Annotated in this window: 15 protein-coding genes; 1 reads left to right on the forward strand and 14 read right to left on the reverse strand. The window is 48.7% G+C overall.

Features of this window, described 5'->3' with window-relative positions; translation table 11 throughout:
- Window position 1: 1 nt before the first annotated feature.
- From BLU87_RS00095 to BLU87_RS00125, 7 genes are all read right to left on the reverse strand, one after another.
- Window positions 2-1,123: a ribonuclease D gene (locus tag BLU87_RS00095; protein WP_092343901.1), complete on the reverse strand. Its 1,122-nt coding sequence runs from the start codon at window positions 1,121-1,123 to the stop codon at window positions 2-4.
- Window positions 1,124-2,203 carry an A/G-specific adenine glycosylase gene (gene mutY / locus BLU87_RS00100; RefSeq protein WP_092343902.1) on the reverse strand — a complete coding sequence of 360 codons (1,080 nt, stop codon included), beginning with the start codon at window positions 2,201-2,203 and terminating at the stop codon, window positions 1,124-1,126.
- Window positions 2,190-3,239 (reverse strand): histidinol-phosphate transaminase, encoded by a 1,050-nt coding sequence (gene hisC / locus BLU87_RS00105; RefSeq protein WP_092343903.1) that lies wholly within the window; start codon window positions 3,237-3,239, stop codon window positions 2,190-2,192. The genes mutY and hisC overlap by 14 nt, the downstream gene beginning before the upstream one ends.
- Window positions 3,236-4,312 (reverse strand): cyclic dehypoxanthinyl futalosine synthase, encoded by a 1,077-nt coding sequence (gene mqnC, locus BLU87_RS00110; protein ID WP_092343904.1) that lies wholly within the window; start codon window positions 4,310-4,312, stop codon window positions 3,236-3,238. The genes hisC and mqnC overlap by 4 nt, the downstream gene beginning before the upstream one ends.
- 9 nt (window positions 4,313-4,321) lie before the next feature.
- On the reverse strand, window positions 4,322-5,401 hold the full coding sequence (gene mqnE, locus BLU87_RS00115) for an aminofutalosine synthase MqnE (protein WP_092343905.1): 1,080 nt from the start codon (window positions 5,399-5,401) through the stop codon (window positions 4,322-4,324).
- A 17-nt stretch (window positions 5,402-5,418) separates the two neighbouring features.
- Window positions 5,419-6,021, reverse strand: a complete 603-nt coding sequence (locus BLU87_RS00120) for a UbiX family flavin prenyltransferase (protein WP_092343906.1) — start codon at window positions 6,019-6,021, stop codon at window positions 5,419-5,421.
- Between the two features lie 79 nt (window positions 6,022-6,100).
- On the reverse strand, window positions 6,101-6,976 hold the full coding sequence (locus tag BLU87_RS00125) for a UbiA-like polyprenyltransferase (RefSeq protein WP_092343907.1): 876 nt from the start codon (window positions 6,974-6,976) through the stop codon (window positions 6,101-6,103).
- Between the two features lie 118 nt (window positions 6,977-7,094).
- Here BLU87_RS00125 and BLU87_RS00130 point away from each other — a divergent pair, with 118 nt between their 5' ends.
- On the forward strand, window positions 7,095-7,550 hold the full coding sequence (locus BLU87_RS00130) for a YqaA family protein (RefSeq protein WP_092343908.1): 456 nt from the start codon (window positions 7,095-7,097) through the stop codon (window positions 7,548-7,550).
- A 49-nt stretch (window positions 7,551-7,599) separates the two neighbouring features.
- Here BLU87_RS00130 and BLU87_RS00135 read toward each other — a convergent pair whose 3' ends face one another.
- From BLU87_RS00135 to flgG, 7 genes are all read right to left on the reverse strand, one after another.
- Window positions 7,600-8,037 carry a hypothetical protein gene (locus tag BLU87_RS00135; protein WP_092343909.1) on the reverse strand — a complete coding sequence of 146 codons (438 nt, stop codon included), beginning with the start codon at window positions 8,035-8,037 and terminating at the stop codon, window positions 7,600-7,602.
- 34 nt (window positions 8,038-8,071) lie between these two features.
- Window positions 8,072-8,890 (reverse strand): exodeoxyribonuclease III, encoded by an 819-nt coding sequence (gene xthA / locus BLU87_RS00140; protein WP_092343910.1) that lies wholly within the window; start codon window positions 8,888-8,890, stop codon window positions 8,072-8,074.
- 180 nt (window positions 8,891-9,070) lie between these two features.
- On the reverse strand, window positions 9,071-9,370 hold the full coding sequence (locus tag BLU87_RS00145) for a rod-binding protein (protein ID WP_092343911.1): 300 nt from the start codon (window positions 9,368-9,370) through the stop codon (window positions 9,071-9,073).
- Entirely contained in the window at window positions 9,370-10,479 is a 1,110-nt protein-coding gene (locus tag BLU87_RS00150; protein WP_092343912.1) for a flagellar basal body P-ring protein FlgI, read from the reverse strand. The genes BLU87_RS00145 and BLU87_RS00150 overlap by 1 nt, the downstream gene beginning before the upstream one ends.
- A gap of 11 nt (window positions 10,480-10,490) precedes the next feature.
- A complete protein-coding gene (locus tag BLU87_RS00155; protein ID WP_092343913.1) occupies window positions 10,491-11,183 on the reverse strand; it encodes a flagellar basal body L-ring protein FlgH in 693 nt (230 codons plus the stop codon).
- 1 nt (window position 11,184) lies between these two features.
- Window positions 11,185-11,907, reverse strand: a complete 723-nt coding sequence (gene flgA, locus BLU87_RS00160; protein ID WP_092343914.1) for a flagellar basal body P-ring formation chaperone FlgA — start codon at window positions 11,905-11,907, stop codon at window positions 11,185-11,187.
- Between the two features lie 11 nt (window positions 11,908-11,918).
- A complete protein-coding gene (gene flgG / locus BLU87_RS00165) occupies window positions 11,919-12,704 on the reverse strand; it encodes a flagellar basal-body rod protein FlgG (protein WP_092343915.1) in 786 nt (261 codons plus the stop codon).
- Between the last annotated feature and the right edge of the window lie 6 nt (window positions 12,705-12,710).

The raw sequence follows: 12,710 nt of genomic DNA on the forward strand, positions 1-12,710 counted from the left end.
TTTAGCTCAAACTCTGAAGAATCCCTTCGCCAAGAACTTGCCGTTGCCAGTTTTTCAACAACACAATTTCGGCCAATTCGTCTTGGTCGCGTGGTTGTTTGCGGGCGATTTCATCCAGTAAGGCGTTGTTGATCAACACCCCTGGATCGAGCTGCAATTCTGTGGCGACCTGTTTACGCCAATCTTTAAGCCGATTCATCCGCTTTTCAATCTGGGGGTCTTTGAGGCGCCGTTCTCCACGAGGATAAGTTGGCAGATCCTCTTCGGCAATTTCATTGGCCATTGTGATCTGCTGTAGAAGTGCGTTGCCGTAGCGTTCGATCAAACGTGGCGACAGCCCCTCCACCTTCTGCATGCTGCTTTGATTCTCTGGAGAGAGTTTTGCCAGCTGTAATAAGGTTTTGTTGCCAATGACCTTGTAGAGTGGAGTATCGCGCCGCTTGGCTTCTGTATCGCGCCACTGCAACAGGTTTTCAAGGACTGCCAACTGCCGACGATTCAGAGTCCCAGCCCCTTTAAAGCGGAGGAAAAGTGGACCTTCATGGACCATGAAACGTACCTTTTCCATCAGCATGAACTCTTCTTTCACCCATTCAAGGCGGCCTTTGGCAATTAATTGTCCTTCAAGATTCTCAACCAGCTGATGCAGGTAGCTGGTATCTCCAGCGGCATAACGGATCATGGCTTCAGAGAGTGGCCGCTTTGACCAATCGGCACGTTGATACTGTTTGTCCAGTTCAACGGCGAAATATTTACGCAACACATCAGCCAGACCGAAGCGTTCTTCCCCCAAAAATTGACTTGAAATCATGGTATCGAACAAACCATTAATTTCAATATCAAAATCACGCGCCAGACAGCGAATATCATAATCGGCAGCATGGAAAATTTTGCGAATCCGGGGATTTGCCAGGACTGGTTTGAGGGCGGCTAAATCAGCACCCTGAAGCGGGTCAATCAACACTGTGGTTTGGGGTGTGGAAAACTGTAACAGACACACTTTTTCCTGATAATTATGCATCGAATCTGCTTCCAGATCGACGGCAATGACCTGGTGTTTTTCCAACTCAGTGGCAAATTCAGTGATTTCATCTGTGGTTGTTAAAATTGGGGGTAAAGACATTTAATCTCCATGTTGTAACCGCTTGGCAAGGATCTTTTTATGCGCCCCATGCAAAGCTATCGTAGGTAATTCATGCAGTGGAAACCAACAATTTTCCCCCTCAGACAAGTGGGAAAAATTGTCAATTTTTATGTGATAAGCATCTGAATGTAGCCGGAAATGGCTATAAACGTGCTCAATGCTACCTAACTTTGTGGCTGCACCAGTCAGAGCAAAGTCAGATAAAAGTAACTGTAATTTTTTTTCGGGGTCTTCCTCGGCAGTCATGCTCAGGGTTGGAAACTCCCACATTCCGCCCAGAAAACCGGTGATGATTCGGCGTCTGAGCAGATATCGGTCTTGATGGTTAATCAATAAAGCAATTTCGTAACGTGTCGGGATTTTTTTGCTCGCCCCTTTCAATGGCAGACTCTGTGCCAACTCCAATTTATGCGCCTGGCAGATTCCAACTGCGGGGCATTGGTGACAAAGAGGGTTACGTGGAACACAGATCATCGCCCCCAGGTCCATTATTGCTTGGGTATAGTCATGGACTTGTTCGGCAGGGGTCAATTGTTCTGACCAACGCCAAAGTTGTTTTTCTGCTTGGCTTGAACGGGGTGGCTCTTGCAAGGCAAACAGACGACAAAGAACTCGCCGGACATTGCCATCTAGAATCGCTGCTCTCTGGTCAAAGGCCAATGCTGAGATGGCTCCAGCGGTTGAGCGTCCCACACCGGGGAGTTGTTGCAGGGATTCAACGTCCTCAGGAAAGCGTCCGTGAAACTGTTCGACGACCATCTTTGCTGCGGTGTGAAGATTTCTAGCCCGAGAGTAATAACCCAACCCCGCCCAAAGGTCGATGACATGTTCCAGAGAGGTCGCGGCAAGAGTTTCTACCGTTGGAAATTTTTCCAGAAAGCGTTGGTAATAATCAATCACTGCCGATACCGTGGTTTGTTGTAGCATGATCTCTGACAGCCAGATCCGGTAAGGGTCGCGGGTATTTCTCCAAGGCAGATTGCGTCCTGATTGACCGTACCAGGCCAATAATTGCTGAGAGAAATCAGTCGGTCGAAAAGGGAGCTCAGTCGAGTTCACTGAGAACCGCCAAGGTTTTTTCCATCTCTTCACGAGTGCCCATAGAGATGCGCGTCCCCGATGCGAGGAGAGGGTCGGAAAAGTAGCGGACGAGAATTTTGTGAGCAAACAAGGTGTCGTAAATCCGTTTGCCGTCGCCGTCTGGAGCTTCGGCAAAAATATAATTTGTCTGTGAAGGGTGGACGTGATAACCCCGTTGGCGCAATTCAGCGCTGAACCAATCGCGGGTGGCACAAATTTTAGCAACGGTGGAACGCAGGTAGGGTTGATCTTTTAGCGCCGCCGCAGCTGCAACTAAAGCCAATCGATCGAGATGGTAATGATCGCGGATTTTGTCCAGAGCGGCAATGACTTCGGGTCGTGCAACGGCCAGTCCCAGACGCATTCCCGCGAGTGAATAACTTTTTGAGAAGGTTCTGGTCACGACAATATTTTCATGTTTTTTGACCAGCTCCATGGCCGAAGTATTGGTGAAATCGACATAGGCTTCATCGACCACTAGAACGCCCCTACAGCGGTCCGCCAGTTCCGAGATATAGGTGTTATCGAAACCCAGTCCTAGTGGTGCATTAGGGCTGGTGAGAAAGAAGACTTTGCCTCTGTAGCTGTCGGGAAAATCTGCAATTTTAGTGTCAGCAGTTAAACCGAAAGTGACGACTTTTGCCCCTTGAATATGAGCAAGGGTGGAATAGTAGGAATATGATGGGTGGACGAAACCAACTTCATCGCCAGCATCGGCAAACGCGCGAATCAAATTGTTGAGGAGTTCATCCGAACCATTCGCCATAATCACCCAGGATGGGTCGACCCCATACAACTCGGCAGCGACGCGGCGAGCTTCTTTACTCCCAGCATCTGGATATTTACGCAGGTTCTCTCCACCGTTGACCAGCTCTGCTTGAATTGCCTCAACAACTTTTGGTGACGGTGGATAGGGGTTTTCGTTGGTGTTCAGTTTAATCCAGCCCGTTTCTTCCGGTTGAAACCCCGGCACATAACGATCCATCGCAGCGATATTTTTACGTAAAGTGATCATGATGAGTATTCCTTTAACACTTGATATTCGGTTGTCCTTCTGGCGGGGGTGAAGCCGGCACCAAGGACCAGTTCAACAATTTCATCCTGCGACATCCGAAAGGAACAACCGGCGGCGGCAACAACGTTCTCTTCCAGCATCGTTCCACCTAGGTCATTGCCACCGAAAAACAGAGCGACTTGCGCCATTCGTGCCCCTTGAGTGACCCAACTCGCTTGAATGTTTTCAATATTATCAAGGACAATCCGCGACACGGCCAGAACCTTCAGGTATTCAATTCCACTGGCTGATTCACCGCCCAGTTCTGTATTGTCCGGTTGATATGACCAGGGGATGAAGGCTGTAAAGCCGCCACTGCGCTGCTGAATTTCACGAATACGGAACAGATGTTCGATGATGTCTTCGGCTGTCTCTTTGCTGCCAAACATCATCGTAGCAGTGGTTCGCATGCCAAGCCGATGAGCTTCCTCCATGACCCAGGCCCATTGTTTCCAGCCGATTTTATTGGGGGAGATCATTTGTCGTACTTCATCCACCAGAATCTCTGCGCCGCCACCAGGAACCGAAGCCAACCCAGACGCTTGTAAGCGTCTTAAGCACTCCTCCATGGTTAAGCCAGAGAGCTTGGCAATATGGATCACTTCTGCCGGGGAGAGAGAATGAATCTGTACTTGTGGAAAACGTTCTTTTAATTGCCGAAACAGATTTTCAAACCACTCGATTTTCAGGGTCGGATGGAGTCCCCCTTGCATCAATAGCTGTGTGCCATCGTTTTCAACCAACTCTTGTACCTTGGCGAAGATGGTCTCGTTGTCCAGAAGGTAGGCATCATGATCATCAATAGAGCGGTAAAAAGCACAGAATTTACATTGTGATTCGCAGATATTAGAATAGTTCACGTTGCGGTCAACAACAAATGTCACCCGGTTTTCGGGATGCTTTTTTTGCCGGATGGCGTCTGCCAGTTGACCAACTTGAAGTAGGTCCCCTTCGGTCAGTAACCAGAGCGCCTGAGCGCGGTCGATACTCTGCCCATGAGCAATAGTGGTCGCGATGTTTTTATAAATATCCATAATATCCAACTAATAAACGGTTAACTCGTTATACAGGGTATCACGCTCCACCGGCGTTTTTCCGGCCTTGCGAATCAGGCTGATAATCCGATCCTTGGCAATCACCTGCGGAGAATCGGCACCGGCGTCATGACCAATTTGTTCTTCAATCACGGTTCCATCCAGATCGTTGACCCCGAAGCAGAGGGCCGTCTGGGCAATTTTCATCCCCAGCATCACCCAATAGGCTTTGACATGCTGAAAATTGTCCAGATAGATCCGACTGATCGCCAGTGTCTTTAACGCATCCACGCCGCCAACCCCTTTTGCGCCGGGGACCCGGGTGTTGTCCGGTTGGAAAGCGAGGGGAATAAAACTTTGAAAACCGCCGGTACGATCCTGAAGTTCACGCAGGCGGCGCATATGGTCAACTCGGTCAGCGTGGTTTTCCAGATGGCCAAATAACATCGTCGCATTACTTTTCAAGCCGGCATTATGGACCTGCTCGATCACCTCAAGCCAACGTTCTCCCGATATTTTTTCCGGACAGATTTTATCCCGAACCTCTTTTGCCAATATTTCGGCTCCACCTCCGGGCATCGAACCCAGTCCCGCTTGTTGCAACGCCTCGATAACTTCGGTAACGGATGTCTTGCTGATCTTGGAGAAGTAGTCGATTTCTACCGCAGTAAATGCTTTGATGTGAAGTTGTGGGGAAACTGATTTGATGGTGCGCAACATATCAAGGTAGAAGTTAAACGGTAATCGGGGGTGGAGCCCACCAACAGAGTGGATTTCCGTCGCCCCCGCAGCAACAGCCTCTTTTGCCTTTGTGCGGATATCATTTAACGCCAGAGTATAACCCTCTTCGTCCTTCTCCAACTTGGAGAAGGCACAAAAAATACACTGGTTGACGCAAATGTTGGTGTAATTAATATGTCGATTGACATTGAAGTAAACCTTGTCAGCGTTCTTTTTCTGATTCACTGCTGCCGCTAGTGATCCGATTGTCAGTAGATCATTTGATGCAAATAATGCCAGAGCATCAGCATCACTGATACGCTGATTGTTCCGTATCTTATCTTGTATTTGTTGCAACGGATCAGTCATGTTTGTCCCTGTCTTTTTTATTTATCTGTTCCCCAGCGCTTGAAAAGCTGGTGTTCCACATCAAGGCTATCCAAAATTTTTCCAACGACGAAATTGATCAGATCGGCAACCGTCTCTGGCTGTTGATAGAATCCCGGCATCGCTGGCAGGATGTGTGCTCCCACTTTGGACAACCGTAGCAGGTTTTCCAGGTGAATCTGATTGAACGGGGTCTCACGGGGGACCAATAGTAATTTCTTACCTTCTTTCAGCGCAACATCGGCGGCCCGTTCCAATAAATTATCAGACAAGCCAGCGGCAATGCGTCCCACTGTTCCCATTGAACAGGGGCAGATAACAACGGCTTCCGCCGGGTTTGATCCACTGGCTGTCGGAGCAAAAAAATCATTCAGTGCATAATAGTTTAAGTTGTCAGTGGCTCCAAAGTATTGCATCAGCTGCTGATGGCACTCTTGGACGTCCTCTGCCAGATTGAGACCGGTTTCAAAACCAAGCACCTGACGACCGGCATCGGTCACTAGAACGGTGACCTGCATTTCTGCATGCAACAGTTCTTCAATCAAGCGTAAGCCATAAATAGAACCTGAAGCTCCGGTTATGCCAACAACGATTTTTTTCATAACGACTCACTTAAAATCAAAAGATTGCTCTGCGCACTCTCCGTTCTTAGCATCTCTTTGTAAAAAACTTTTCCGATTCTCAGGTTAACGCATCGACCAGGGTAAATGCAAAAATCGCGACACTGATATAACCGTTCATATTGAAAAAAGCGGCATCCAATCTGGAAAGATCATCTGGTTTAACTAACAGGTGTTCATACACCAGCAGCCCGGCTACGACCACGACCCCGGAGAAATAGATCCAGCCCAGACCGCTTCCCGGCAAAACCAACAACAGAAAGATCAGCATCAACCCGTGGAATATCCGAACCAGAAAAAATGATTTCTGCTTACCGAGCTTTGATGGGATAGAGTGTAAACCATTGGCGATATCATAGTCATAATCCTGCAGGGCATAAAAGATATCAAAGCCGGAAACCCAGAAAAGAACTGCAATCCCCAAAGAGATGACCGACCAGCCCAGATCGCCACGTAAAGCGACCCATGCCCCGATCGGTGCAGCGGCAAGACAGAGTCCGAGAACCACATGGGCAAAGTGGGTGAAGCGTTTACAGTAAGCATAGAGGATAAACAATCCAACCACGGCGGGCGCGAGTTTCAAGCAGAGTGGATTCAACATCCAGGCGGAGAAAAAGAAAATGACCAACGCGACGAGGATAAACAGGCTCGCCTCGAACATGGAGACTTTCCCGGCGGGGATGTGACGATCGGCAGTGCGTGGATTACTCGCATCGATTTTAGCATCAATGAGTCGATTCAGGCCCATTGCAGCTGTTCGCGCTCCCACCATAGCGATGCAAATCCAGAAAACCTGACTGACCCCGGGAGCCTTTCCGCTTGCTAGTGCTGCCAGCACCACCCCCATCAGGGCAAAAGGAAAAGCAAATATCGTATGGGAGAATTTGATCATCTCCAGCAGAGTTTTAATCTTATCGAAAATTTGTTTCTTATCCATCACGCCTGCTCTCTTGTCTTGGAAAATAACGAAGCGGACAATTTACACCCTGCGAAGTCGAGCGACAAGCCATTTTCAGCCATTTGTTTCTCACTGTAGCTCTGTTATGATCCTCAGCATGATGGAACTCGTGAATGAATACGGTTTGTTGTCGCTTTTTCTCCTCAGTTTTTGTGCCTCAACTCTGTTGCCGCTAGGGTCGGAGTGGTTTTTGGTTGTGCTGCTTTTGCAAGGAACCAGTCCGGTTACAGCGATTGTCGTTGCGACCATCGGCAATTCACTTGGGTCGGCAACCAATTATCTGATTGGCTTTTATGGTGGGGATTGGTTTGTTGCAAAAGTGTTGCGAATCGACAAAAAAAGGCAGCAGCGGGCTGAGTCATGGTTTCGTCGTTATGGCAGTTGGTCTCTGCTTTTGGCTTGGCTCCCAGTGATCGGTGATCCATTATGTCTGGCCAGTGGGATGTTGAAAACCCCGGTCTGGCGTTTTGTGCTGCTGGTCACGTCCGGTAAAGGGTTGCGCTATTCTTGCTTGGCTCTGGTCACCCTTCAAGGGGCGACGATGCTCAGGTGAACAGGATTTTTTATCCTTTTGTGCTGGTCACCGTCTACTGTTTTAGGATTCAATCTAGAGATAACTCGCTGACCTTAACCTTGAGGTCCTCTTTGTGGGCTGTCAGCAGTTCCAGGGTTTTTTTTGTGTACTCCTGAGTATTGACTTCATTGGCAATATATTTTTGTAACAACTCCAACCATTGGTCATGAATTGCACAATGGTCCTGTGTCTTATCATCACATAATGGGCAGTCTAAGCAGCGATGATTTGAGGCTTCTGCCGCGATAATTTTTTTATTCCACCGATCCCGATAACCCCTTGCATACTGCTCAATCCATTGCAGTGCACGTTTCCCCCGTTCTTCCGGTTGGTATTGAGCGATGTGCGCTCTTATCTCTTCCAGTTGTTTTTTACAGAACTCATCATCGTGAGAAGATAGTTCTTGGGTAAAGCCGGCAAAGCGTAAAAAGAGCGAAAAACAAGAGTCATCAATTTTTGGGCTCATAATCAGATCCTCAGTTGAAGAAAAGAAAACAAGGTCAAGACAGTGCAAACTCCGCCCAGATGGGACAATGATCTGAGGGTTTCTCCATGGCGCGTAATTGATAATCGATCCCTGTCCCGGTGCATACTTGATTCAGTGCCTGAGTCGCAAGGATCAAATCAATCCGCAAGCCCCGCTTTGGATCCTGATCAAAGCCGCGAGAGCGGTAATCGAACCAACTGAACTGATCATCTACCTCAGGATTGGCCAGACGATAAGTATCAACCAGTCCCCACCCCTTAATCTTATCAAGCCATTGCCGTTCTTCAGGTAAAAAACAACATTTTCCGGTCCGTAACCAGCGTTTTTCATTGTTCGGCCCGATGCCAACGTCACTGTCTTCTGGGGCAATATTCATATCACCCAGAACAATCAGATGTTCCGTTGGCGTTGCCTCCTGTTCCAGCCACAGTTGCAAGTTGGCATAAAAGTCTTTTTTATTTGGGAACTTGATCGGGTGGTCACGACTCTCCCCCTGGGGAAAATAGCCGTTAACAACCCGCAGTAACTTTCCATCAGCCAATGGATAGCCGGTAATCAGCAAGCGTCTTTGATGGTCAGGATCTTCTCCGGGATAACCTTTATGCACTTCAACTGGTGCGACTCTGGAAAAGGTCGCAACCCCATAATGCCCCTTTTGACCATGATGGATCATGTGATAGCCCAGATCAGCCAGGTCGGCATGGGGAAATTCACTGTCGTGAACCTTGATCTCCTGCAGAGCAATAATGTCTGGGTTGTGCTGCTCCACCAGAGCTTGCAGCTGATGAATTCTTGCCCGTAAACCATTAACATTGAACGATACTATTTTCATAAAAGAGACCTTTTAACGGATTTGTCCGTACTCAAGAGTTGCAGAATGTCTGGTGATTATAAGGGAATTATGGGCGGAAATAAACGGTATCAGGCGCATTTAAATTGTGGCCTAAAAAAGTGGTCGATGTTGGGTGGATTCCGGGGGTAGGTAACGAGTACTTATCCCCAAATAATCCCGTTATTGTTGCTTCGCTAACTGCTCCATCATCAGGTCAGCCAGACCAATCCCCCCTTGTTGAGCGGCAATTTTAGCGGCTTCCATGTCTTGCATCTGAGTATAGACATCATCGGCATTGCCACGTTGGATGAGACCATCGTTGGGGATGGATTTACGCATCTCCTTGTACATCTGCTGGATGAAGATGGCCTCGAACTGTTGGGCCACTTCCCTTAGTTCTTCGGGCTTCTGGCTTTTCGGCGCTTTGACTGGTTGTGAGGTCTGGCTGAGTAACTGGGCCGGATCAATTCGCGATTCCATTATAATACCACCAGGTCAGCATATAGGGCACCGGCTGCTTTGATTGCCTGGAAGATGGCGATCAGATCCCGTGGTGTCGCTCCGATGGCATTTAATGCGGTGGCTACGTCACCGATACTGACACCTTGGTTGAGAACCACCAGATTTCCAGCTTCTTCGACAACACCAATATCGGTCTCTGGTGTTGCGACCGTTTCTCCTTCGGCAAAAGCGTTAGGTTGTGAGACGTTAGTTCTTTCGCTGATTACCAGATTAAGGTTGCCGTGAGAAACAGCGACGGTTGAGATGCGGACCCCTTCGCCCATGACGATTGTCCCGGTTTTTTCGTTGACGACAATTCGGGCCAGAGTGTCGGGAGTCACTTCTAAGCGTTCCAACTCGGAAACAAAAGCGACGACTTGATCCTGATAGGTTTTCGGAATTGTGACTTGCATTTGGCCAGCATCAAGCGCTTGGGCAACCTGACTGCCAAAATGGGCATTGACGGCCTGGCTCATGCGCGAAACGGTTGTGAAGTCAGAATCCTTAAGGCGATAGTTGAGTTGATTATGTTCGCCGAATACGAAGGGGACTTCCCGTTCGACTAGCGCTCCGTCAGGGATTCGTCCTGAAGTCGGGTGGTTTTTTTGTACTTTTGCGGCTTTACCGCCGAAGGCTAAAGAGCCGACCACCATAGAGCCTTGTGCGACGGCGTAGTATTTGCCATCAGCACCTTTGAGTGGTGTCATCAACAAGGTGCCACCGGCGAGGTTTTCGGCATCTCCAACCGAAGAGACCGAGACATCAATGGTGTTTCCAGCGCGGGCAAAAGCGGGAAGCTCTGCCGTAACAACGACGGCAGCGACGTTATCGACTTTGACCGTATCAGGGTCAACGGTGACCCCCAAGCGTTCCATCATGCTCACCAGAGATTGCACCGTAAATTGAGTGCTGGAGCTGTCTCCTGTGCCATTGAGACCAACAACGAGACCATAACCGATCAGTTGATTCGAGCGTACCCCTTCTATCTGAGCCAACTCTTTAATCCGAGAGGCTTCAGCCGTAGACAGGAAAACTGTTCCACAGAGAAGCAGAAGAACAATGATCATTTTATGGGTAAAATGTTTCATTTTAAACCTCTTTAAAATGGCCAGACTTGGTCGAGTGCCCTGACGAGCCAGCCTTGTTGTTGTTTGTCGCTGATGACACCTTCACCAATATAGGCGATCCGGGCGTTGAGGATATTTTTCGAATCGACAATGTTTTGTGGTGAGACATCCGCTGAGCGGATAATCCCTGTCAACTTGACAATTTGCATCTCATTATTGACGGTGACGGTCTTATTGCCTTCAATCTTGAAATTATCATTGGGTAAAACCTCAACGATTTGGGTGGTTAATGTTGCAACCAGATTTTCTGACCGTTCAGTTTTCCCACCGCCGCTGAAATCGTTGGTCGCCGTGGCATTGACCAGTGCCGAAGGGTCTATAGAGCTGTTGCCCAATTCCCCAATATATTTTTCCAACCCAAAGATATTGCTGATTCCGGCTGACATGGAACTGGTTCTATCCGTTTCAGTTGTCGCCTCTTTGCTTGCGCTGGCGCTCTCAATAATGACGACTGTGATGATATCGCCTACAGTTTTCCCCTTCATATCGACAAACAGCCCACCGCGGCTTTCAGTCCACAGCGATCCGGCGGTTTGTGGTGGAGCTGGGCCGGTGACTACCGGCACAATGGGTTCAACATCATTTAAATCAACTCGTGAGGCTGGCCCCGCACATGCACTGAGTAGCAGAGCGATCAGAATGAACCAGAAATAGTTTTTTAACATTTTATAACTCCACTTTCACAAGTCCGGGAGCGACAACTTGACATAAGATTTCTTTATGAGAGTTACTGTTCATAACCCGGATGGCTTCGCCGGTACTGCCATCTTGTTTTGCTTCACCGGCAGCAGACAACATCAGTCCCATGCTCTGAACCTGAATAGTCACTCTTTCACCGCGCTTGATCACCGGTGGAAATTCAACCTGATTTATTTGTAGAGGTTCCCCCAGACGAATGGATCTCTTCAACCGTTTGCCAATGATATCCTCAGCTGCAAAGATAGGGTCTTTTAGCTTGGAGATATCCTGATATTGCAGCTCGAAATTGCCGGCATCAAGAATTTCACCACGCCTGAGTGAGCTTGTCGCAATGGCAACCTCAGCCATGGCTTCCAATTCAACTCTGATAGACTGATTGCTGATGATTTGCCCGTCAACACGGGTCATCAATGTGACCCGACGGCTGCCGATCATCCCCGGTTTTGCTGGGATCACTTCGTGGGAAATGCGTCCTGCCGGAACCCGATAAGGTTCTGGGAGCTTCACGGATTTAAAGTGTAGATCGACTTGTGGCAACGACAGTGACTGCTCTGCCAGATAGTCGTTAAGAATCTGTTTCATCTCCTGCTGATTGATCAACGGACCGGTGGTGGCCGTCGATTGTCCTGTCGCCGCAAACACGGTCAATGGCAGAGCTAAAATCAGAAAAAGAGATAACAGGTATTTCATTGGTTTATCCTTTACCGGACGAGCCCGGAGGTCATTTGTAGCATTTCATCGGCAGTCGTTATGGCCTTGGAATTAACTTCATAAGCCCTTTGTCCCGCGATCATGTTGACCATCTCTTCCATGATGTTGACGTTGGAACCTTCCAGAAAGCCTTGAGATAAAGTGCCAAAACCTTCTTCTCCTGGAGTTCCTATTTGTGGATCACCCGTCGTCGCCGTTTCTGCATAAAGGTTACGTCCGAGGCTGCTGAGTCCCGCAGGATTTGCAAAGCGAGTCAGTTCAATAGTGCCGACTTCAGTGGCGGTGCTTTCGCCGTCAATGAGAACGTCAACGGTCCCGCTACCATCGATAGCGATGGCGGTGGCCCCTTCTGGGATGACAATCTCCGGGATGATTGGATAGCCATCAGAGGTGACCAGTCGACCGGTGCTGTCCTGCTTTAAGGCTCCTGAACGGGTGTAGGCTTCCGTTCCGTCAGGCAGTTCAACCTGGAAAAATCCTGAACCCTCAATAGCGAGATCAAGTTCATTTTCCGTCTGTTGAAAATCACCGGTGGTGAATACTTTTTGTACGGCGGCAACACGGGAACCCAGACCAACCTGTATTCCGGTGGGAACTTCATTGCCATCCCCACCTGTCCCGGCGGCTTTCGATGTCTGATAAAGGATATCTTGAAAATCTGCCCGGCTCTTTTTAAACCCGGAACTGTTGACGTTGGCCAGATTATTGGCAATGACATCCATATTGACCTGTTGTGACTGCATCCCACTTGCTGCGGTCCAAAGTGCTCTAATCATCTATGT

Source organism: Desulfuromusa kysingii (genome assembly GCF_900107645.1).
In the GTDB taxonomy this organism is placed as follows: domain Bacteria; phylum Desulfobacterota; class Desulfuromonadia; order Desulfuromonadales; family Geopsychrobacteraceae; genus Desulfuromusa; species Desulfuromusa kysingii.